The organism is Brevundimonas vesicularis NBRC 12165 (assembly GCF_001592205.1).
Classification (GTDB): Bacteria; Pseudomonadota; Alphaproteobacteria; order Caulobacterales; family Caulobacteraceae; genus Brevundimonas; species Brevundimonas vesicularis.
The window spans coordinates 29,238-51,907 of sequence record NZ_BCWM01000001.1; the positions used below are offsets into that span (position 1 = coordinate 29,238).

Annotated in this window: 16 protein-coding genes and 1 tRNA gene; 3 read left to right on the forward strand and 14 right to left on the reverse strand. The window is 64.2% G+C overall.

The genetic code is table 11. From position 1 onward, the window contains the following. The 9 genes from BVE01S_RS00125 to BVE01S_RS00165 all read right to left on the reverse strand — a co-directional run bounded on the left by BVE01S_RS00125 (position 1) and on the right by BVE01S_RS00165 (position 13,143). Complete coding sequence (locus tag BVE01S_RS00125; RefSeq protein ID WP_066622785.1) at positions 1-3,033, reverse strand: type III restriction-modification system endonuclease; 3,033 nt, start codon at positions 3,031-3,033, stop codon at positions 1-3. Beyond that, the gene (locus BVE01S_RS00130) at positions 3,030-5,060 is read right to left on the reverse strand and encodes a site-specific DNA-methyltransferase (RefSeq protein WP_066622788.1); all 2,031 of its coding nucleotides are present in this window, start codon (positions 5,058-5,060) and stop codon (positions 3,030-3,032) included. Before BVE01S_RS00130 ends, BVE01S_RS00125 begins: the two co-directional genes overlap by 4 nt. Before the next feature lie 26 nt (positions 5,061-5,086). Beyond that, on the reverse strand, positions 5,087-5,857 hold the full coding sequence (locus BVE01S_RS00135; protein WP_066622790.1) for a DUF4391 domain-containing protein: 771 nt from the start codon (positions 5,855-5,857) through the stop codon (positions 5,087-5,089). Then, complete coding sequence (locus tag BVE01S_RS00140) at positions 5,854-9,030, reverse strand: helicase-related protein (protein WP_066622793.1); 3,177 nt, start codon at positions 9,028-9,030, stop codon at positions 5,854-5,856. Before BVE01S_RS00140 ends, BVE01S_RS00135 begins: the two co-directional genes overlap by 4 nt. A gap of 46 nt (positions 9,031-9,076) precedes the next feature. After that, positions 9,077-9,742, reverse strand: a complete 666-nt coding sequence (locus BVE01S_RS00145; protein ID WP_066622796.1) for a hypothetical protein — start codon at positions 9,740-9,742, stop codon at positions 9,077-9,079. Further along, on the reverse strand, positions 9,729-10,736 hold the full coding sequence (locus BVE01S_RS00150; RefSeq protein ID WP_066622798.1) for a hypothetical protein: 1,008 nt from the start codon (positions 10,734-10,736) through the stop codon (positions 9,729-9,731). The genes BVE01S_RS00145 and BVE01S_RS00150 overlap by 14 nt, the downstream gene beginning before the upstream one ends. 172 nt (positions 10,737-10,908) lie before the next feature. Next, a tRNA-Val gene (locus BVE01S_RS00155) sits at positions 10,909-10,983 on the reverse strand. A gap of 56 nt (positions 10,984-11,039) precedes the next feature. After that, on the reverse strand, positions 11,040-12,329 hold the full coding sequence (locus BVE01S_RS00160; RefSeq protein WP_066622799.1) for a dicarboxylate/amino acid:cation symporter: 1,290 nt from the start codon (positions 12,327-12,329) through the stop codon (positions 11,040-11,042). Between the two features lie 100 nt (positions 12,330-12,429). Continuing rightward, positions 12,430-13,143, reverse strand: a complete 714-nt coding sequence (locus BVE01S_RS00165) for an HAD-IA family hydrolase (RefSeq protein WP_066623297.1) — start codon at positions 13,141-13,143, stop codon at positions 12,430-12,432. A gap of 64 nt (positions 13,144-13,207) precedes the next feature. Here BVE01S_RS00165 and glmU point away from each other — a divergent pair, with 64 nt between their 5' ends. After that, positions 13,208-14,560: a bifunctional UDP-N-acetylglucosamine diphosphorylase/glucosamine-1-phosphate N-acetyltransferase GlmU gene (gene glmU / locus BVE01S_RS00170; protein WP_066622801.1), complete on the forward strand. Its 1,353-nt coding sequence runs from the start codon at positions 13,208-13,210 to the stop codon at positions 14,558-14,560. Next, entirely contained in the window at positions 14,557-15,240 is a 684-nt protein-coding gene (gene rpiA, locus BVE01S_RS00175; RefSeq protein WP_066622803.1) for a ribose-5-phosphate isomerase RpiA, read from the forward strand. The genes glmU and rpiA overlap by 4 nt, the downstream gene beginning before the upstream one ends. Here the strand turns inward: rpiA and BVE01S_RS00180 are convergent. From BVE01S_RS00180 to BVE01S_RS00190, 3 genes are all read right to left on the reverse strand, one after another. Beyond that, positions 15,237-15,806 (reverse strand): sugar transferase, encoded by a 570-nt coding sequence (locus tag BVE01S_RS00180; protein WP_066622807.1) that lies wholly within the window; start codon positions 15,804-15,806, stop codon positions 15,237-15,239. The two genes, rpiA and BVE01S_RS00180, sit on opposite strands and share 4 nt — an antisense overlap. A gap of 171 nt (positions 15,807-15,977) precedes the next feature. Further along, complete coding sequence (locus BVE01S_RS00185; protein ID WP_066622810.1) at positions 15,978-16,475, reverse strand: hypothetical protein; 498 nt, start codon at positions 16,473-16,475, stop codon at positions 15,978-15,980. After that, the gene (locus BVE01S_RS00190) at positions 16,472-17,425 is read right to left on the reverse strand and encodes a M28 family peptidase (protein ID WP_066622813.1); all 954 of its coding nucleotides are present in this window, start codon (positions 17,423-17,425) and stop codon (positions 16,472-16,474) included. Before BVE01S_RS00190 ends, BVE01S_RS00185 begins: the two co-directional genes overlap by 4 nt. A gap of 120 nt (positions 17,426-17,545) precedes the next feature. Between BVE01S_RS00190 and ligA the strand changes: the two genes are divergently transcribed. After that, complete coding sequence (gene ligA, locus BVE01S_RS00195; protein WP_066623299.1) at positions 17,546-19,879, forward strand: NAD-dependent DNA ligase LigA; 2,334 nt, start codon at positions 17,546-17,548, stop codon at positions 19,877-19,879. A 70-nt stretch (positions 19,880-19,949) separates the two neighbouring features. Here the strand turns inward: ligA and adhP are convergent, their stop codons facing one another. Together adhP and exaC are read right to left on the reverse strand one after the other, a co-directional pair. After that, positions 19,950-20,978, reverse strand: a complete 1,029-nt coding sequence (gene adhP, locus BVE01S_RS00200; protein WP_066622815.1) for an alcohol dehydrogenase AdhP — start codon at positions 20,976-20,978, stop codon at positions 19,950-19,952. A 143-nt stretch (positions 20,979-21,121) separates the two neighbouring features. Then, a complete protein-coding gene (gene exaC / locus BVE01S_RS00205) occupies positions 21,122-22,639 on the reverse strand; it encodes an acetaldehyde dehydrogenase ExaC (RefSeq protein ID WP_066623302.1) in 1,518 nt (505 codons plus the stop codon). Positions 22,640-22,670: the final 31 nt, after the last annotated feature.

The window sequence follows — 22,670 nt, forward strand, 5'->3', positions numbered from 1 at the left end:
TTAGCGCCGGCTGCCACCTCGGCTAGCCCCCACTGCCGCCTGCTTGAGCACATCCTCCACCGTCGCCGCCTGCATGAACGTCGGCTCCCGCTCCGACCGGGCGATCTCGCGAAAATGCTCGGCGCCGCACTGGATCTTCGCCGCCTCCGACGCTCGTAGGTCTTCGAGAAACTGGCTACCCTTGGTCTCGACCACGAAATATAGCCGGTCGCCGGCCTCGTCTGTCAGGAGCACAGCCCAGTCGGGGTTATACGGCCCCAGCGGTGTCGGCACCTTGAACCAGTCGGGCAGCTTGGCGAACACCTTCACCGCCTCGTTGGCGTCCAAGGCCTCGGCGAAGGTGCGCTCAACCGTCGAGTCGTAGCGGATGGCGTCGCTGACCGATTTCTGCACCTCCACCATCTTGTCGAGGTAGCCGTTCAGTTCCTCGGTCTCGAACAGTTCCTGGGCGTAGACGCTGTCCGGGCCGATGGCCTGATAGCGGACCCCATCGACCAAGGCATCGACCTTGGCGCGGTTGATCAGGTCGGCGGCCTGGTCGATGAACGAAGCGGGGTTCTGGCGCAGATCGTCAAGCCGGCCGCTGTCGATCAGGACGCGGGCCAGAGTTCGGCGGGTCAGTTCGGTTCGGTTTTGCAGTTCGCCCAGCACGTCCGGCACGGCGGCGTTCTCGGCCGACAGCGTCATGAACTGGGACGTTGTCTCGCGTACGCCGGACACGCCGCCCTTGGAGATTTCCATCTCGCCCTTGCGCCAGCGGGCCTGAGCCGGAGCCACTTGGATCGATGCCTTCAGTCGCTCGGCGGCGGATGCGACCAAGGCCTCGTTGTCGAAGGTGACGCGATAGGTCGTCCGGGCCGAGACGCGTTCCCAGAGGCTGCGGAACTCCTCGCCTAGGAAGACCTCGCGGTTCATGCCGATGCGCACCCGCTTATCGGCGTCGCGGACGTCGAGGCGACCGGCCAGCTTAGTCAGCAGGGCGCGGGCGTGGGTCGCCACGGCGTCGAAGGCTTCGGGCAGCTTCAGCGTCCCGGCCTTCAGTTCGCGGCGCAGGCTGTCGTCGATCTTGCCTTTGGCGTTCAGGTAGCCCTGCGCCTGGAGGTAATCGAACAAGGCGGTCGAGGCGGCCACGCCCAGAGGGGCCAGCACGCCGTCGTCGTCTTCGACGGGCAGGTGGGCGAAGGCGTCCTTGGTGACCGTTCCGAAGTTGATGCCCAGGTCGGTCTCGATCTGGTTCTGGAGCCCCTCAGCGAAGCTGGCGTAGCTTTCTTCGGCGATGACGGTCAGGACGTTCAGGCCTTCATCGCGCCGGCGTTCGCCCTTGCTGTCGACGCACAGACGCAGCCCCCGACCGATGGTCTGGCGGCGCTCACGGTCGCCGCCCATCTCGCGCAGCACGCATATCTGGAAGACGTTGGGATTGTCCCAGCCCTCGCGGAGAGCCGAGTGCGAGAAGATGAACCGCAGCGGTTCCTTCTCATCCAGCAGCTTCTCCTTGTCGCGCATGATCAGGTGGAAGCCGCGCTCGGCGTCTTCGCGGCTGGCGGCGTTCTTCAGATCGCCAGAGGCGTTGACCTCCGGCTCGGTGACCTTGCCCTTGCGGTCACGAGAGAAGTAGCCGTCGTGGGCGCGGTCGGGCTCAATCGGTCCTTCCCCGAACAGGGCGGAGCGGTAATCAGGGTGGGTCGCCAGCTTGCGGTACTCTTCCTCGAAGATCACGCCGTAGGGGCCCATCGCGCGGGAGCCGTCGTCGCCATGGACGCGGTAGTGATCGACGCGGTCGATGAAGAACAGGCTCAGGACCTTGATGCCCAAGGGCCTCAACACCTTCTCGCGGTCGAAATGCTCCTTGATGGTGCGCTGGATCATGCGACGGACAATGCTGCCGCGATCGACGTCGCCATGCGCTTCGCCGACCCGCAGCCACTTCACGTCGCCGGGCAGGTTCAACTGCATCAACGCCTCGCCGGTCGCCGACCTTTCGATCGTGCCGATGGAGACGTCGCGGTAGACCTCGCGCTTGGTCAGGTCAGCCAGGTCGCGCCCGTCAGTCAGGCCGGTCTTGATCTGACGTAGGATCGTACCCTGACCCTGCATATCGATCTCGACCGAGGCGACCGGCGCCTTCGTCTTGGAAAATTTGATGTCGGTGACCCGGACGTAGGGCGTGTTGTGCGCGCCGGTGATCTCCAGGCCGGCGACGTCGATCCGCTTGACCAGCTTCTGCTCATAGGCGTCCACGGCGTCGAGCCGATAGACCATGTGATGCTTGGTGGCGTGGGTTGCGGAGTAGCGCAGGGTGCAAAGCGGGCGCATCTCGTCCAGCGCCTGTTTCCCCTTGCCGGTCGCACCGCCGTCTACTGACTGGGGTTCGTCAACGATGATCACGGGACGGGTCGCCCGCACCAGATCGACGGGACGTTCGCCGCCGGTCCGCTCGTGCGGCGTATAGAAGACGTTGGTGTCCAGCTTGTTCAGCGAACCGATGGTCGCGATCATGACCTTGATCGTCGACGAGGTGGCGAAGTCGCGCACTTGGCCCAGCTTGGCGCTGTCGTAGACGAACGAGTCCATCGGCTGTCCGGCGTACAGCGCACGGAAGTGATCCCTGGTCATCTCCAGAGTCTTGGCCACGCCCTCGCGGATTGCCACCGACGGCACGACGATGACGAATTTGGTGAAGCCGTACAGCCGGTTCAGTTCGAAGATGGTGCGCAGGTAGACGTAGGTCTTGCCCGTGCCGGTCTCCATCTCAACAGTGAAGTCCATGCTCTCCAGCGTCTCGGCTGGGGCAAGCGCGTGACGCAGCTGGACATCACGCAGATTGGCCAGCACCTCGTCGTCCAATAGGGTCAGGCGGTTGCCGACCCCCAGGCCGTCGTCGTCCAGCCCCAGTTGCGCCTGAGCGGCGTCGGCGCTCACCCGCGACACCGTGAATTCGGTGCGGTTGATCTCCTGGCCCTTGAACAGATCGCAGACGGCTTCGATGGCCTGCTTCTGGAACTCCAGGTCGGATTCGAAACGCAGTTTCATACGCTGCGCACCGCTTCCAGCAGGTGGGCCTCGCCAGGGCCGCGCCCGTTCAGACGCTGGTCCAGAATCTTGGCCACGTTGGTCTTGGCCACGTCGTTCTCGAAGCCGGCGTCCTTGAAGAAGATCATGGTGGGGGCGACCGGCACCAGTTCTTCGACCCAGTCGGCCATGCCGTCGGCCAGGGCCTCGGCGTCCGCGACCCGCACATCGCCCAGACAGGTCAGCATGACGCCACCGCCGAAGGCGTGGACCGTGCGTCCCCCAATTTCGCGCGTTTGGCTGGGCTCGGCCAGGTCGATGCCGCGCTTCAGCAGCAGTTCGACCAGCAGATCGTCCTCGGTACGCCCCGGGACCAGGTTGTCGGCGGCGGACAAGAGGTCGGCCTCCAGGTCTGCTCCCGGCTGCCAAGCCTTCAGATTGGAAGCAGCCAGCTTGTAGACGCGGAAGCCACCGTCGAATGTGGCGCCCGAATGATCCGCCTGTACCTTCGTGGCCGACCGCCGGAGTCGTTCTTTCGTTAGTTCCGCTATGTTGCGGGGCCTATCGATCGTGTCGCAGAAGTCGGAGGCCGTCTTCTGATCTTTATTCTCGGGGTCAAGCGGTTCGGGAAGTTGCACCAAAATGTAGCGGCGCCGACCACTGTCGGCCGCATTCTGGGCCATGACTGCATGGCCTATCGTGCCTGAGCCGGCGAAGAAGTCGAGAATGATCGCGTCCGTACTGGAAGCCAATTCTACTAAGCGGGATAGAATGGTCTCTGACTTCGGATTGTCGAAAACGCCTCGGGCCATCATAGTGTCGAGACGTTTTGTCGACGAGCGGCCATCTTCGTAAATAATAGATCGAAGAAGTTCTGTCACGGTCTTCGCGCGCTTCTTAGGTTTTATGAGTGTTGTTTCGTCCTCACCAAACATGATGTCGCCGTCTGCGATCATCCGCTTCATTGTTGCTTCGGGAAAGCGGAAACCTTTCGCGGGTATTTTACAGGTTTTGCCCGTTATTGGGTGTGGCACGGCATAGTGGTATCCACCGAATTTCGTGTTGGCCACGTCGCCGTCGTGGAAGACGCCCTTGTCATCCACATTGTCGTAATGGGTTACACCATCCAGTTCATCTTGGTGTTTTCTGATCCATGCTCTGAGGGCAGACTGGATTGCGGCGTTGTCAGGACCTATTTCTTTTCGTAGCCGGTCGTGCTCAGCGACTATCCTAGCTGCCTTCTCGCTTGGCCGCCCCCACGGCCCGACCTCTCCGGCGTCCCGCGCGTACACAAGCATATACTCGTGTTCTGTGGCCACTTGGGTAGGGTTGTTGTCAGTAGCTGTTTGCAGAACGACAGTGCCAAGAAAGTTCTGCTCACCGAATACTATATTCAACGTGCCTCTAAGATTATCTACTTCTGTTTCATCAATGCTGACGATGATGCATCCATCCTTTGTCATGAGATTTCGCGCCAACATGAGTCGCGGCATCATCATGTTGAGCCAATCAGTGTGATAGCGGCCGCTGCTTTCGGAATTTGAGGAGTTGCGGACGCCTTCGGCATCCCTCTGGCCCGTGCGACGCAGGTAGTTACCCAAGCTGTCTGCGTAGTCATCTGGATAGACAAAATCTTTCCCCGTATTGTACGGCGGATCGATGTAGATCAGCTTGACCTTTCCGGCGTAACTCTTCTGAAGCAGCTTTAGAACTTCCAGATTGTCGCCTTCGATCATCAGGTTCTTCGTCGTGTCCCAATCGACACTGTCTTCGGGTGCCGGCAACAGGGTTCCCAAGGACGGGGTCAGGGCCAGACGGCGGGCGCGGCGCTTGCCGTTCCAGTTCAATCCGTACTTCTCCTCGCCGTCATCGACCGCGTCGCCCAGTAGTTGGCGCAGGGTGTCGAAATCGACGCCGCCCTCGCTGAACGCGTCGGGGAACAGGGCCTTCAGCGCCTGCACATTGGACGCCACCGGATCGGCGCTCATCGCCTCCGGCTCATCGGCCGTCACGGGCGTGATCGGGGGCAGGGATGTCGGCGATGACATAGGTATGGGCTCCGGTCGGTCAGGCGTCAGTTCAATCGGGCGACGATGTGGGTGAGCCGTTGTTCAGCCCGCGCCACGTCCCCCGCCAGATCGATACGCCGATTCAGTTGCTTTTCAGCCTGGGCGCGCTTGCGCAAGGTCGCGATCTCGCGGACCTGCGCGCCATGCTCGGCCAGGCCCGTGCGCCGGGCCTCTGCCTCTGTCTCGTTGCGTGGCAGGCGAAAGGTGCCGGTGATCCCGGCGGCCGTCAGGGCTTCGATCCGTTCGGCCCAGCCCTGATGCAGTGTCCACAGGTCGCGCCCGCCAACCCCGTCCAGCGACAGGCTGGCCAGGAATGCCTTTGTCACCGGGGACTGGTTGGCCGCTACGGTCAGCGACGGCGAGGCCGCCGTCCGCTCGACCACCACCCGTTCCGTCTCGCGCTCGTGGCGTCGCTTCAACCCGACGGACAGAACAACCCCGTCCTTCGCCTCGCACAGCAATAGCAGCGGATGGGCGATGGCCCGGTGGACTACGGTCGTCAGCCGCTCGACCCCCGCCCCCGGCCGCAGCCGCGCCGACATGACCACGATCTGCGGATAGGCTCGGACCTCGTCCTCATAGGCTGCCAGGCCGACCGACGCGGGCCTGAGCGTACTGCGCCAGTCCAGACGCTCCAGACCGCTGTCCAGCAGACGCTTGTCCGCCGCCGACAAGTCGGCCTGCTCGTTAAAGACCGTCTTGGGCACCCGCCGGTTGATCGCGGTCGCCGCCGGCAGGGCCAGAGCCTCAAACAGGCGTTCGAGGGTGGCCGTCATGCGGTGCCGGGCCGTTCCAGCACCGCGAACCACCCGACGACCTCCCAGTCGTCCATGCCCGCGAAGCCGGCGGGATCGGCCAAGTCGCCGGCGCTGAACAGACTGTCGATGGCGCGCTCCTCGGCCTTGCCCGAGACGGCCGCGACGGCGGCGGCCAAGGCGTCCTGCCACGGGTTCATGACGCGGCCCTGCCGGGTCATTGCATCCAGCCGATCCCACGCCGAGTCGTCGGGAGTCTGACCGCAATCAGCCAGATACTTCGTCCGGTCCAGCGCCCGCTTGGCCTGGCTCGGCGTCAGCAGCATCTCGCCATCTGGCCCGACATGGACGACGACATGGGGCCGCAGCGGATCGTTCGGCGACAGGGCCGCCAGCGCCTTTGGCGTCTCGGCGCGCAGGCAGAAGATCGCACCGGCGGGCACCTCATCATCAGCCCACACCGCCGCGTGCGCCGTTAGCGGCAGTAAGGCCAAGGCCTCGCGCGCTTCCGGCTTCAGCGCGGCGAAGTCGGCGCGCAGATCGTTCAAGGTCATGTCAGCGATCGACACACCCGATGACAGGTCTTCCAGATCGATGACCGTGGTCTGAAGCGCCTCAAGCTGGCGACGGCGATAGTCGAGGTCGTTCATCACGTCGCCGGACGAAGGCTCGATGATGTTCTCCTCGCCGGTGGCCGAGACGTCGAGCAGTTTCATCCGGCCCGAGACCCGCTTCTCCAGTCCGATGTACGTGTCCAGATCGACGTTGGGCCAGAAGTTGACCAACTGGATCGTGTCGTTGATTGAGCCAATCCGGTCGATCCGTCCGAACCGCTGGACGATCCGCACCGGGTTCCAGTGGATGTCGTAGTTGATCAGGCAGTCGCAATCCTGAAGGTTCTGGCCCTCGCTGATAACGTCGGTGGCGATCAGCAGGTCGATCTCGCCTTCTTCGGCGAGGTCGTCGGGCCGTCCCTTCGAGCGAGGCGAGAAGGCGGTGAGGATCGACCCCAGGTCCGAGCGAAGGCCCTTCACCATTGAGCGGTTGCCACCGGAGCCGGTGACCAAAGCGGTGTTCATGCCGCCGGATCGGGTCAGTTCCTCGTAAAGATACCGCGCCGTGTCAGCGAAGGCGGTGAATACGATGATCTTGCGGTTGCCGGCGTTGAATGGCACCGCGACCTTCTCGGCTATGTAGGCCCGCAATCGCGCCAGCTTAGCGTCGCGTTCGGGGATGATCGTCTCGGCGTCGATTAGCATGGCGGCGAGACCGGCGCGATCTTCTTCGAGGTCCTGGCGCCAGCGCACCCGGTCGGCGTCGGCCAGCAGCACTCGGACACGCCGCCCGACCGCCAGGACCTCGAAAAGCGGATCATCCAAATCGAGGTCGTCGATAGACGGTTCGTCCAGAGCCTCTTCGTGCGCGTCGATGCGGCCGATCAAGGCATCGACGGACTCAAGCTGACGACGCAGGGTCATCGCGAAACTGGCGACTGAACTTTCCATCCGCTTCAGCAGATTGACGCGAAGCAGGTGAACCAGGCTCTCCTCGCGGTCCAACTGGCTGAACACGCCGCCTCCGCCCCGGACCTGCTGGCTGTATTTCTCGTCGTAGGCCTGCTTCTTCGAATCCAGCACGTAGCGGAGCGGGGCATAAACGGCGAGGTTCAGCCGCCGGATCGCATTGTTGATCTCGCCGATTGGGGGGAAGCCGCCCTCGGTGTCGACATCGGCCTTAATGTTCAAGGGTGGCAGGCGCGTGGGGAACCGGCCGGTCTCGCTGGTGCCGTAGTAGCGCTCGACGTGCTTGCGGCTGCGTGCGATCGTCATCAAGTCCAGCAGCCGGAAGTAGTCGAACCCGAGCATGTCCAACAGCCGAGCCGAGGTGCGCCGGGCCTCGGGCATTTCTTGCCAGCGGTTGAACTGCCCCTGGGCGAAGCGGATCGTGGCTTCGATCGACGGAATGTTCTGGGCAGCCAGGGCGGCGTCATTGCCCTCGGTGGCGAAGGCGATCTGGTTCTTGATGTCGGCCAAACGATTGTTGACCGGCGTCGCCGACAGCATCAGCACCCGGGTCTTCACCCCAGCCTTGATGATCTGCCGCATCAGTTTGTCGTAACGGCCTTCCCGATCCTTGTGGGCGGCCCGGTTCCGGAAATTGTGAGACTCGTCGATGACGATCAGGTCGTAGTTGCCCCAGTTAACGTGGCTCAGATCGATGTCCCCTGACATGCCGCCGTCGCGGGACAGGTCGGTGTGGTTCAGAACGTCGTAGTTGAAGCGGTCGCCAGCCAGAGAGTTGCGTCGGTCATTGGCCTTCCACAGGGTCCAGTTGTCCCTCAGCCGCTTCGGACAGAGCACCAGAACGCGGTCGTTGCGCAGTTCGTGATACTTGATGACCGCTAAGGCCTCGAACGTCTTACCCAAGCCGACGCTGTCAGCGATGATGCAGCCGCCATAGCGTTGCAGCTTGTCGATCGCGCCGACCACGCCGTCTCGCTGGAAGCGGTAGAGTTTCGCCCAGACCGTGGTGTCGCGGATGCCGGTCGCGGACCGCACGATCCGCTCTTCGTCCAGCGCCTCGCCCATCTCGTTGAACAGGGCGTCGAGGATACGTAGGTGGACTTCGGATGCCGAACGGCGGTCGGCAACACGGGTCAGGCGCTTCAGGAAATCATCCCGGCCATCCGGCTTGTCGCCCAGGGTCCGCCACTGCTCCTCAAACCAAGACGCCAGAGTCGTCAGTTCGGTGGGCGTCTCCGCCGTCTGAAGCAGGCTGAATGGGTAGGCGGGCGTGACTCCTAGCCCGGGGGTGGTGATCGAGCAGGACCCGACCATGGCGAGCGTGGGCAGGCCGTCGACGTCGCGCAACATGAAAGCAGACTGCGGCACCCGACTTTGGGCGACCCGGACCTGGGCGCTCGACATCCAGCGCGCCGCATCGCCCGCCAGCCGACGGGCAGTTAGGCCGTTGCGCAGAAAGCGGTCTGATCGGCCGCCCAGCATGCTTTCCGAAAGCACGGTGTCGGCGGACAGCAGCAGGCGCAGGGGCAGGCCGCGCGGCAGCGCGCCTTGCAGCGTCGAGAGGCCGAAGATCGAGATGCCTGAACTGACGGCGCTGGCGTCAGCGGTCGCGGGTGCGGCCTCGATCTGATCGATGGCGCGATCAGTGCCTCGATTAGAAATGATCTTCACGAGAAGGCGGCCGATGACATCAGCGGCAAAAGTCTAGGCAAACCCGTCAATCCTCGGCCCCTTCAGGAGGTTTGAAAAAAATTGCGAAAACTAGTGTCTGGTATAGATTCCAAAGAAAACTTTTCAGAAGCAGCATAGAAAACAAGGCGTACGACGCAATCATAACGCCTATCATCGCAGCGGCAATATCTACAATATTGTTATAGTCATCATAGAACGTCTCTGCGAGCCACCAAAGTGGCGAGTGCGGAGCTGCTAAAAATGCAACAGCTACACTTCCGGTCAGGAAGATAATGTAGTGGGCGAAAATGTAGAGAAAATTGTAGAAAACAAACTTGAATTCAGAAATGGATCGTCCCTTCGCCTTGTAACGAGCCATATATCTGAACAGCTCCGGCCGTGTCACAGTGGCGAATACAGAAAATCCGGCGATTAAAAAGCCAAGAATTGCAACTGCGATATTTGATCCAAGCGCAGCCCACTGCTGAACTAACCGGGCAGTGTCGCCAGCACTCGCGAGCACGCCGTAATAGGCGGCCCCCGCCACGCCGATCAGTCCAAGCGCGAAGGTGGCGGCGAAAATTGCCAAGTCGCCGGCATTTCCAACCACTCCGAAAGATGCCCTCAAGATCGCAATCAGGCCGGTGTCCTGCGTTGCGTCCCTGCGCCAGTCCGGTACTTCCTGAACGTCCGATGCTTTAGGCTTCGCCATCGCCCGCCACCATTTCTGATATAGCGGATGCTCTTTCGTCCGAGACCGCAGGCCTAGATATATGGTTCCGCGCCACTAGTTCTTTGAATTTGGTAAGGAGGCCTGCCGCTTTGTCCCTGACGCCGCCCGCGAGGTGGTCGATAACGGCGGTAACTGAAAAACTCTCATTCTCGCCGACGAGCCGGTCGCCCTGAAGGTCAACTCCTGCGAGGCGGATGGTTTCGTTAGCGCCGTCTGTTGCCTGATCCAGAGCTTTGGCTGCCCCGTCCTTATCCAAGCCTTGGTTGTCTTGGGCCGAAATAACGGTCTTTTTCGCTTTGAGTATGTCGGAGAACGCTTCTGCACTCTCGATGAGGGAGGCAGTTGTGGGTTCATCGTTCTTTCGGTGGACGATGATGTCCACCCTCTGAAGTGTGGCGTAGCGCTTAATGAAGTCGGCGAGGCGATCGCTGTTCGTGATCGGAACAACGCTCAGGGTTGGGACAGGATATTTTTCCTTAAGTGCCTTTCTGAACGCGCGCTTTCCCGGTCCCTCAAAAGCCGCATAAGACGCGTCAACGAAGTCGCGATGCTTTCGAGTGAGGAAGCGGTCCATCGTAGATTGAAATGAACCTATACTCGGAGCGTGCCGGGTTTCGGCAAAGTAAATAAGGCGGTGGTCTTTCAGAAGGAGGACGAAGAACGCCGATGGTGAAGTCTCAAGAGATGCCTCATCGGCTACTAGCTGGCCCGTTTTCGCATCAAACACTTGTTCCCGAGTCAGGACGGTGTCGCGTACAAATTGCCCCGCAAGTGCGGGTTCGGGGGCCTCGCCGGCTCCGGCAAGAGTCTCAAAAAGTTCAACGTCGAGCAGGTGGAAGCTAGAGCCGTATGCTTCGCGCACCATCGTGTCGTCGGTGAACGCCGGAAGTACAACCTCTTTCAGGAGGTCCGCCATGTTGAGACCGCCAAACTTGCAGATGAAGTTCGCGAACAGCGCTTGGTGTTGTCTCATGAGCCCCCCTGGCCAAACTTGTAGAAGCTGCGGCTGCGAGAGGCAACGAGCAGCACTCTTGCGCTGTCCGGAACCTGGAAAAGCTGACCTAGAGTCGGACTGCCAGGCCCACGTTTCTGGGGGTATATCGGGGGGGCAAAGCTGGCCTTTTTGGCCAACCGCTTGAAAAGGATGGTGGACGCGACAGGGATTGAACCTGTGACCCCCTCGGTGTGAACGAGGTGCTCTCCCGCTGAGCTACGCGTCCTTGCCTTGCGGAGGCGGCGACATAGCCCGGTCGCCGGCCCCGCGCAAGCGCCTGTTTCAGATTCCGGCGGCGCGAACGCCTTCGGGCGTATCGGCTTCCGGGTCGCCCGGCAACCAGGCGACATGACCGTTGTAGATGTCCTGGTTCAGTATGCCCTCCTCCTTGGCGACCAGCACCGGCACCAGCATCTGGCCGGTCACATTGGTCGCGGTGCGCATCATGTCGATGATCCGGTCGATGGCGACGATATAGCCGATGCCCTCGAGCGGCAGACCGGCGGTCGACAGGGTCAGGGTCAGCATGACGATGCTGGTCCCCGGCACGCCTGCGGTCCCCAGCGACCCCAGCACCGCCGTCAGGCCGATCAGGACGTACTGGGTCAGCGTCAGATCAATCTTGAAATACTGGGCGATGAAGATCGAGGCGATGGCCGGATAGATGGCCCCGCACCCGTCCATCTTCACATTGGCGCCCAAAGGCACGGCGAAGGCGGCGTAGGCCTGGGGCACGCCCAGCCGTTCGACCGTCTGGCGAAGGGTGATCGGCAACGTCCCCAGCGAGGATGAGGTCGCAAATGCGGTCTGCTGGGCCGCGAAGGCGCCGCGGAAGAAGCTGGTCACCTTCAGCCCATGCACCTTCAGCAGGCCCGAATAGACGATCAGGATGTGGAACAGGCAGGCGGCGTAGATGGCCAGGATGAACTTCACCAGGGGCAGAAGCGCCTCCCAGCCGTAGCCGCCGACGACCGATCCGATCAGGCCGAACACGCCGATGGGCGTCAGCTGGATCACCCAGCGGGTGATGCGGAAGATGATGGCCGCGCCCTCATCCACCAGACGCCGAACGCCCTGCGCCCGGTCGCCCAGCGCCACCAGGGCCATGCCGACCAGGGCCGAGAAGAAGATGATCTGCAGCACCTTGCCTTCGGCCAGGGCCGCGAACGGATTGGTCGGCACGACGCCGATCAGGACTTCCAGCGGCGTCGGGATCACCCGGTCCTTGACCTCGCCCAGCGGCAGGTTCGACAGGCCGACGCCCGGATTGATGATGTGGCCGAACGCAAACCCGACCAACACCGCCAGCAAGGAGGTGATGGCGAACCAGACGATGGTCCGCACCCCCAGCCGCACGGCCCCCGCCCCTTCCCCCAGCTTGGCGATGGAGCTGGCGATGGTGAACAGCACCAGAGGCGCCACCACCATGCGGATCAGGTTCAGATAGACGTCGCCGATCGGCTGAAGCCAAGTCTCGGCCCGCTCGCGCAGGATCAGCCCGGCGATGATACCGAGGATGAAGCCGGCGGCGGTCCGCTGCCACAGCGGGATCTTAAAAAAGCGAGCGAGCATGACGGCACTTTCAACAGGGGTGCGCCAATCTGTCCATCGCCATGGCGATCCGCAACCGAAGCAGCGATCATTCAGCCGACAGATTTCCTCTCGGCCGGTATCAGAATTTCAGCGCCCGCCTCACGTAGAAGTCGGAGAGGATGCCGTCGATCGCCTCTTCGACGTCTTCGAAGGCGTCGATCAGCACGTCCCCGCCCAGGTCTTCGACGGGCGTCGGCGTAAAGCCGAAGGTCGTCAGAATGCAGGGCATGCCGGCGTCCTTGGCGGCATCCGCGTCCGGCGCGGCGTCTCCCACCATGATGGCTCGTTCGGGATCGCCGCCCGCGATCACAACAGCTTCCTTCAGATGGGCGCCCGAGGGCTTGCGCGCGCTGACCCGATCCGGGCCGACGATGGCGGCGAAATGTCGGGTCAGGTCCAGCTTGCCCAACAACAGCTCAGACAGGTCCGAACGCTTGTTGGTGGCCACGACCAGGATTGCGCCCCGCTCGCTGAGCCGCTCCAGCGTCTCGACCACACCCTCGAAGGGCTGCGAGCCGTCGGCGATATGGGCGGCGTAATCGACCAGGAACCGCTCGAACAGTTCGTCCGACTTGGCCCGCTCGACCGGCGCGCCGGCGGCTTCGAAGCCGTGCACCAGCAGCGCCCGCGCGCCCGATCCGATCAGGGTCGAGGCGGACTCCATCGGCACGGGCGGCAGACCCTCCTCGACCAGCATCCGGTTCAGCGTGCCGATCAGGTCCGGGGCGGAATCGACCAGCGTGCCGTCAAGGTCGAAGGCGATGGTCCAGCCTTCCAGGTCGCGATCGCTCATCCACATCTCCCGCTGGCCCGCATGATGGGCTAGATCGCAGGACGACTAGACTGCGAGACGATTCATGACCAGCCAGACGCGCGCCCGCGCCGCCATCATTCTCGCCGCTGGCCAGGGCACGCGGATGAAGTCGCCGCTGCCCAAGGTGCTGCACCCCGTCGCCCACCGCGCCATGCTGGACCACGCCATCGATGCGGCGGAAGGCCTGGGGTGCGAACGCATCGTCGTCGTGGTCGGCAAACACTCGCCCGAGGTCCGGGCCCATGTGGTGAAACGACTGGGCGAGACCGCCATCGCAGTCCAGGACCCGCCGCTCGGCACCGGCCACGCCGTGCGCGCCGCCGAACAGGCCCTGGCCGGCTTCGACGGCGAGGTGGTCGTCACCTATGGCGACGTGCCGTTGCTAAAGGCCGCCGACATCGAGCCCGCGTTCAATGCCGACGGCGTGACCGTCATCGGGTTCGAGGCTCGCGATCCCGGCGCCTATGGCCGTCTGATCGTCGACGGCGACACCCTGACCGCCATCACGGAGGCCAAGGAGGCGTCGTCAGACGTTCTCGCCATCACCGCCTGCAACTCCGGCGTCATGGCTGCGCCGGCGGCCTTGCTCTTCTCGCTGCTGGCCGAGGTGAAGAACGAAAACGCCAAGGGCGAATACTATCTGACGGATGTCGTTGCTCTGGCGCGCCAAGGCGGCCACCCGACCCGCGCCGTCTTCGCCGCAGAGGACGCGGTGATGGGCGTCAACTCCCAGGCCGAGCTGGCTCAGGCCGAGGCCCTGTTCCAGAGCGTGCAACGCGACACCTTCCTGGCGGCCGGCGTGACCATGGCGGCGCCGGACACTGTTCATTTCGCGTGGGACACCCAGATCGGCGGCGGGGCCGTCGTCGAACCCTTCGTGGTCTTCGGCCCTGGTGCGGTGATCGATGCCGGCGCGCGCATTCGCAGCTTCAGCCATATCGAGGGCGCGCGGGTCGCGGCCGGCGCCGAAGTCGGTCCCTATGCGCGCCTGCGTCCCGGCGCGGACCTGGCGACCGGGGTCAAGGTCGGCAACTTCGTCGAGGTAAAGAACGTCAAGATGGCCGAAGGCGCCAAGGCCAATCATCTGGCCTATCTGGGCGACGGGTCGGTTGGCGCAGGCGCCAATGTCGGCGCAGGGACGATCTTCTGCAACTACGACGGCTTCAACAAGGCGCGGACCCAGGTCGGCGCCGGCGCCTTCGTCGGATCGAACTCCAGCCTGGTCGCCCCGGTGGTCATCGGCGACGGCGCCCTGATCGCCTCCGGCTCCGTCATCACCGAGGACGTGCCCGCCGACGCCATGGCTTTCGGCCGCGCCCGCCAGACTGTCAAACCCGAAGCGGCGGCGGCTTTCCGTGTCGAAGCCAAGGCCAGGAAGGCTGCAAAATCCAAATGAGCGACCTCCAGAAGAAGAACGCCGGCGAGGCCGCCGCCGCCCACGTCGAGGCGGGCATGATCGTCGGGTTGGGCACCGGCTCGACGGCCGCCTGGTTCGTCAAGGCGTTGGCGTCGCGCAACCTTCCCGGCCTGCGCTGCGTGCCGACATCCGAAAAGACTGCAGATCTCGCGCGCGAACTTGGACTGACGTTGTCGACGCTGGAAGACACGCCGCGCATCGACCTGACCGTCGACGGCGCCGACGAGATCGGGCCGGGTCTGGCGTTGATCAAGGGCGGCGGCGCGGCTCTGCTGCGCGAGAAGCTGGTGTGGGAGGCCTCGGCCCGCTGCATCGTCATCGCCGACGCGGCCAAGGTGGTGCCTGTGCTGGGAACCTTCCCCCTTCCGATCGAGGTCGTCGCCTTTGGTCACAAGACGACGGCCAACCGCATCGCCGATGTGCTGATCGACCACGACATCAACCAGCCGGCGCGCGTGCGTCAGGCGGATCGCGGCCTGGTCCGCACAGACGGCGGCAATCTGATCTACGATGCGGGCTGCAAAGCGATCCACGATCCGGTCCGTCTGGCCGACGACCTGAAACTGATCACCGGCGTGGTGGAGCACGGACTGTTCCTGGATCTCGCGGACCTCGCCATCATCGGCACGGACGACGGCGTTGAGCAGCGTCTTCCCTAGGACACGCCCCGGCGGCTCAGCACCGCCGGAACCGTGCGCGCCAGGATGGCCAGATAGACGCCGATGGTGCGGTTTCTGACGAACCAGACATCCATCGCCACGCGGCGCGGATAGGGCACGGCGTTGCGCCCCGAGACCTGCCACAGCCCCGTCAGGCCCGGTCGGACCGTGCAGTAGTCGGCCAGTCGACGGCCGTATCGCGCCGCCTCGTCGATCACGATCGGTCGGGGGCCGACCAGCGACATCTCGCCTCTCAACACATTGATCAGCTGCGGCAGTTCATCAAGGCTGGACCGTCGCAACAGGCGGCCCAGCGACGTGACGCGCGGATCGTGCGTCAGCTTTCGCATCGCCTGCCATTCCGGATCAGAGGCTGACGGCAAGGCTTGCTCCGCGCCCACCGTCATCGAACGGAATTTGAGGCAGTCGAACATTCGGCCGTCGCGGCCGATGCGCTGCTGGCGAAAGATCGCGGCCCCTCCGTCCTGCGTCCTGACGCCCAGAGCAATGAAAAGGAAGAGCGGCCAGGTCAGAAGCAGGCCTATCAGGGCGAATGCGATATCCATGGCGCGGGTCGGGTCGTGACGAACACGGCGCCGAGACGCACCGACGCCGCATGTCGACGTCACATCGCACCCGGCCACTTCCGATATAGACATTCAGGCCCCCAAGCGTCACCATGACTTGGGATTGCATGGGTGGCAATCCTGGCGCGTCGTCAGCACAGATTGCTCAGATCAGTCGCCGCCCCACCAACTCAGCGTGAAGGGCGTGCGACGGCCGCTCACCGAAACCGTCCCGGTAACGACAGGCGTCTGATCGCCGAGATTGCGCCGCGCCGTCGCCAAAGCGCCCTGGTCAATCCGCGTCGACAACTCGACGGGGCCCATGCCAGGCGCAGACCCGCTCATTTGGATCCGATCGTCGGTGACGACATAGGCGTCCGGCAAAACCCTGATCACACCTTGCGGCGCGGCCAGCGACAGGATCAGCGGCGGCGAAGCGCGGGACCCGCCTTCCCAGGCGGCGAAGGCCTCATCCTGTCCGATGAACAGCGATGCCACGGGCTGAATGGCTCCCTCACCTGTCGGGCGATAGTCGCCCGAAATATCACCGCTCAGACGATGCTGGAACGTCGCTTCCGGCGTCGACGTCGGCGTCGCAGCGTCGCGCCGCTCGCAAGCGGCCAGGCTCAGCAGGGCAATGACTGCGACGACAACCCATGAGGACCTCATCGATCCAGCGCCTGGTCCAGCGCGCGGAACCCGGCGATGGCGATCTCAGTCGCGCTGGTGAAGACCGACGGCGTGATCCGGTCGAAGGTGTCGCTCGGTCGGTGATAGTCTGGATGATAATCGACGCCCATGTACAGGAAGGGCACCCCCGCCTCGTGGAAGGCGCCATGATCGGAGGCGTCTACCCAGTTGTTCTCGCCCGTGTCCTGAGGGGTGTCCTTGCCGAAGGCGAAGGAGACGGCCCCGTTCGGCGCCACGGCCTCCAGCACGGGGCGCAGATTGGGATGCTGATAGGTCCCCGTGACCCACAGATGGCCATCCGTCTCCGCCCGCGCCGTCATGTCGAAGTTCAGGTTCAGGCTCAATGACGACAGCGGCACCGGCGGCGCCTTGACGAACTCGCGAGCGCCCAACAGCCCCCGCTCCTCGCCATCCAGCGCAACGATCAGCACGCTGTGTTCCGGCGGTTGGGCCTTCAGTCGCGCCGCTAGTTCCAGCATCGTCGCCACGCCCGAGGCGTTGTCGTCGGCGCCGTGGAAGATCTGGCCGTCATTGACGCCGACATGGTCATAATGGGCCGTCACCACGATATAGCGGTCAGCGACGCGGGTACCGGGAATCAGGCCGACGATGTTGACGCCGCTGAAGGTCTTCACGCCCTCGCGCGTGCGGCCCGGTGTCTCGAACCGCTGCAAACGCCCGAACGGCGGCGGCTGAATGCCCATGGCCTCCAATCGCGAGACGATGTAGGCGCGCGCCCGCTCGCCGCCTTCTGAGCCCGTGTCGCGGCCCTGCATGTCGTCGGCCGACAGGATGCGCACGTCCTCCAGCAGTTGGCTCGTACCGGTCGCGACGGCGCTCGGCGCAATCGGCGCCGTCGCGGGAACGGCGGCGCAACCGCTGACGATTAGGGCGCCGGCGACGAAAAGGCAGAGTCTCGAACGAGTCATACAGGCTCCGATAAGGACGCGCGAACCTAGCGAAGAGCGGACGGCGCGTCAGCCTACGGTTCTGTCATCATCGGCTTTGCGCGATGCACGGGCGGCGCGTCAGATGATATGACGACGGCCATGGCCAATGCGATTCCTCTTGAAGTCCCCGTCGAAGACCTCACCGCCGAGACGGCCGCCGAGGCCCTGGCTTGGCTGGCCGCCGAAATGGCCCGTCACGACGCGCTCTACAACGAGGCGACGCCCGAGATTTCCGACGCCGACTACGACGCCCTGCGTGCGCGCAACCTGGCGATCGAAACCGCCTTCCCCGATTTGATCCGGCCTGACTCTCCGTCGAACAAGGTCGGCGCCGTCGCTTCAACCCAGTTCGCCGAGGTGCGCCACGGCGTGCCCATGCTGTCGCTGGACAACGCCTTCGACGAGGGCGAGTTGCGCGATTTCGTGGCCCGGATCACGCGCTTCCTGAAACTGCCCGCCGACGAACCGATCGCCTTCGTCGCCGAGCCCAAGATCGACGGCCTGTCCGCGAATCTTCTCTATGTCGAAGGCAAGCTGACGATCGGCGCCACGCGCGGCGACGGCCGCGCGGGCGAGGACGTCACCGCCAATCTGAACACCATCGCCGATGTGCAGCAGACCCTGGCCGGCGACGGCTGGCCCGACCGGATCGAGATCCGGGGCGAGGTCTATGCGCCCAACGACGCCTTCGCCGCGTTCAATGCCTCAGCGGAAGCCGAGGGCCGCCGCACCTACGCCAACCCCCGTAACTTCGCCGCCGGATCCCTTCGTCAGAAGAATGCGGAAATCACCGCCAAGCGCCCGCTGAACTTCTTCGCCTACGCCTGGGGCGAACACTCTAGCGACTTCGCCGAGACACAGTGGGAAGCCCTGCAAAAGCTCAAGGCCTGGGGCTTCCCCGTCAACGCCCGCTCGCGCCGGGTCGAGGGCGCCGAGGGGCTGATCGCCGTCTATCGCGAACTGGAACGCGACCGCGCCACCCTGGGCTATGACATTGATGGCGTGGTCTACAAGGTCGACCGCATCGACTGGCAACGCCGCCTGGGCTTCGTCGCCCGCAGCCCCCGCTGGGCCATCGCCCACAAATTTCCGGCGCAGCAGGCGACCACGGTGCTGGAAGGGATCGACATCCAGGTCGGCCGCACCGGCTCCCTGACCCCCGTCGCCCGGCTCCACCCCGTCACCGTCGGCGGCGTCGTGGTCCGCAACGCCACCCTGCACAATGAAGACGAGATCGAGCGTCTGGATGTCCGCATCGGCGACACGGTCCGCCTGCAGCGCGCCGGCGACGTCATCCCCCAGATCCTGGGCGTGGTCCCGGAGTTACGTCCGGCCGACGCCGCCCCCTATGTCTTCCCGGAACACTGCCCCGTCTGCGGCTCGGAAGCCGTGCGCGAGGGCGACGAGGTCAAGCGCCGCTGCACCGGCGGCCTGATCTGCGACGCCCAGATCGTCGAACGGCTGAAGCATTTCGTCGGCCGCCGCGCCTTCGACATAGAGGGATTGGGCGAAAAGCAGTTGGTCGCCTTCCATACGCGCGGCTGGATCAAGGAGCCGGCCGACATCTTCAGACTGGCGCGCGACGAGGCGCGGCTGAGGGAGCTTGAGCGTGACGACGGTTATGGCGAGACCAGCATCCGAAATCTGGTCGCCGGCATCGACGCCCGCCGCGTCATCGCGCTGGACCGGTTCCTGTTCGGTCTGGGAATCCGCGACATCGGCGAACAGACCTCTATCGTCCTGGCCCGCGCCTTCGAGAGCTGGCCCGCGCTGAAGGCCGCCTGCCTCCAGGCCGCTTCTGGCGTCCCGTCCGACGCCTGGACCGACCTGGCCGCCGCCCACGCCATATCGCCCCGCGTCCTGGCCCTGATGGCCGAGGCTAAGCCCCCCGCCGTCGATCCCTGGCCCGAGGCGACGATGGACATGAAGATCAGCCAGGCCTTCCCCGGCATGGCCGCCCCGGCCCGCCGGTCTCTGGCGACGATGGCGAACGACTGGTCCGGGCTGGTCGAACTGGCCCGTGTCGCGCGCGAGGACGGTCCGTCCGAAATCCTGAACCAGATCGCGGGCGTCACCGGGGTCGGCCCGGTCGCGGCGGAGGCCCTGGCCCACTTCTTCCACGAGCCGCATAATCTGCAGGTCGTCGCCGCACTCGAAGCCGAACTGACCGAAATCCTCGACGCCGAACGGCCCAAGTCCGACACTGCGGTCGCCGGCAAGACCGTCGTCTTCACCGGCGCTCTTGAACGCTTCACCCGCGACGAGGCCAAGGCCCGCGCCGAAAGCCTGGGCGCCAAGGTGTCGGGTTCGGTGTCGAAAAAGACCGACTACCTCGTCGCCGGGCCCGGCGCCGGGTCCAAGCTGAAGGACGCCGAAAAGCACGGCGTCCAGGTGCTGACCGAGGACGACTGGCTGGCCCTGATCGGAGGGTAGGCGCGCCGGCGAGGCCTAGCGCGCCCAAACTGTCGACACCCGAAGGCATCAGTTGGGCCATTGCCGCGCTTCAGATCGTCATCACGACGCGGCCCTCGATCTGACCATCGCGCATCCGCTGGAAGATGCCGTTCACATTCTCCAGCGGCTCGACCGAGACCGTAGCCTTGACCTTCTCGTCGGCCGCGAACTGAAGCGCCTCCTGAAGATCCAGGCGGGTGCCGACGATGGAGCCGCGCACTGTGGTTCCGTTCAGCACCATATCAAAGATCGACAGAGGGAAGTCGCCGGGCGGCAGGCCGTTCAGCGCAACGGTCGCGCCGCGCGAGGTCATGTTGACCGCCTGTTCGAACGCCTTGGGCGAGACGGCCGTGACCAGCACGCCCTGGGCGCCGCCGTCGGTCTGGGCCTTGATGTCGGCGGCGGGATCGTTGGACGTCTTGGCATTGACGGTGACGGTCGCGCCTAGCCGTCGCGCCAGATCCAGCTTGGCGTCGTCCACGTCCACGGCGGCGACATTCAGCCCCATGGCCTTGGCGTACTGGACCGCCACATGGCCCAGGCCGCCGATGCCGGAAATCACGACCCAGTCGCCCGGCTTGGTGTCCGTCATCTTCAGCCCCTTATAGACCGTCACCCCGGCGCACAGGATCGGGGCGATGTCGGTGAAGCTGACATTGGACGGCAGATGGCCGACGTAGTTGGGGTCTGCGATGGCGTATTCCGCGAACCCGCCATTGACCGAATATCCGGTGTTCTGCTGATCGTGACACAGGGTCTCCCAGCCGCCCAGGCAGTGTTTGCAATGGCCGCAGGCCGAGTACAGCCACGGCACGCCGACCCGGTCGCCTTCCTTGACCAAGGTGACCCCCGCCCCGACCGCCGAGACATAGCCGACGCCCTCGTGGCCCGGAATGAAGGGCGGGTTCGGCTTGACCGGCCAATCGCCCTCGGCCGCGTGCAGATCGGTGTGACAGACACCCGACGCCTCGATCTTGACCTGGATCTGACCTGGACCCGGCTCGGGCACCGCAACCTCTTCGATGGTCAGCGGCTGACCGAACGCGCGCACGACAGCGGCCTTCATGGTTCTGGGCATGGAACATCCTCGTCATTTTAGGGGACAGACGGGCCGGAAGCAGGACACCGGCCCGCCCTCTTGGGACGTATGCTTCTCCGAACCGACGGATCAGAGAGCGATCACAGAATGGCCGATCCGGGACCGGCCATCCTTGATGCAGATCAGAAGAAGCCCAGTTTGTCGGGGCTGTAGCTGACCAACAGGTTCTTGGTCTGCTGATAGTGATCCAGCATCATGCGGTGGTTCTCCCGCCCGATGCCCGACTTCTTGTAGCCGCCGAAGGCCGCATGGGCCGGATACTGGTGATAGCAGTTGGTCCAGACCCGTCCCGCCTGGATGGCGCGACCGGCGCGGTAGGCGGTGTTCATGTCGCGCGACCATACCCCGGCGCCCAGGCCGTATTCGGTGTCGTTGGCGATTTCCATGGCCTCTTCGAAGGTCTTGAAGGTCGTCACCGCCAGGACCGGGCCGAAGATCTCCTCCTGGAAGATCCGCATGTCGTTGGTGCCTTTGAACACGGTGGGCTTGACGTAATAGCCGCCGGCCAGATCGTCCTTGAGCGCGGCCTGATCGCCGCCTGTCAGGACCTCGGCCCCCTCCTCCCTGCCCAGCTTCAGATAGCCGAGAATTTTCTTCAGTTGCTGGTCCGAGGCCTGGGCGCCGACCATGGTCGCCGGGTCCAGAGGGTCGCCTTGAACGATGGATTCCACCCGCGCGATCGCCTTCTCGATGAAGGCCTCATAGATGTCCTCGTGGATCAGAGCGCGGCTGGGGCAGGTGCAGACCTCGCCCTGATTGAGCGCGAACATGGCGAAGCCTTCCAGCGCCTTGTCCAGATAGGCGTCGTCGTGATCCATCACGTCTTTGAAGAAGATGTTCGGCGACTTGCCGCCGAGCTCCAGCGTGACCGGAATCAGATTCTGGGTGGCATACTGCATGATCTTCTGACCAACGGCGGTCGAGCCGGTGAAGGCGATCTTGGCGATGCGCGGATTGGTGGCCAGCGGCTCGCCCACCTCGGCCCCCGTGCCCGAAACGATGTTCAGCACGCCGGCCGGCAGCAAATCCTGGATCAGTTCGATCACCACGAGGATGGACGCCGGGGTCTGCTCCGCCGGCTTCAGCACGATGCAGTTGCCCGCCGCCAGAGCCGGAGCGATCTTCCAGGCCGCCATCAGGATAGGGAAGTTCCAGGGGATGATCTGCCCCACCACGCCCAGCGGCTCATGGAAATGATAGGCGACCGTGTCGTGGTCCAGTTCCGAGATTCCGCCTTCCTGCGCCCGGATGCAGCCGGCGAAGTAGCGGAAATGGTCGATCGCCAGGGGGATGTCGGCGGCCGTGGTCTCGCGCACCGGCTTGCCGTTGTCCCAGGTCTCCGCCTCTGCGACGGCTTGCAGATTGGCTTCGATCCGGTCGGCGATCTTGTTCAGGATGACGGCGCGTTCTGCGACGCTAGTTCGCCCCCAGGCGTCCTTGGCGGCGTGGGCGGCGTCCAGGGCCAGTTCGACGTCGGCCGCGTCCGATCGTGCGACCTCGCACAGGACGCGGCCGTTCACCGGGGAGGTGTTCTCGAAATAGCGGCCGTTGACGGGCGCGACCCACTGTCCGCCGATGAAGTTGTCGTAGCGCGCCTTGAACTTGGGGGTCGCGGCGCGGCTGAACTCGGGTTTGGTCATGATGGCCTCCTGCGGTTTCCTCTGGCGTCGA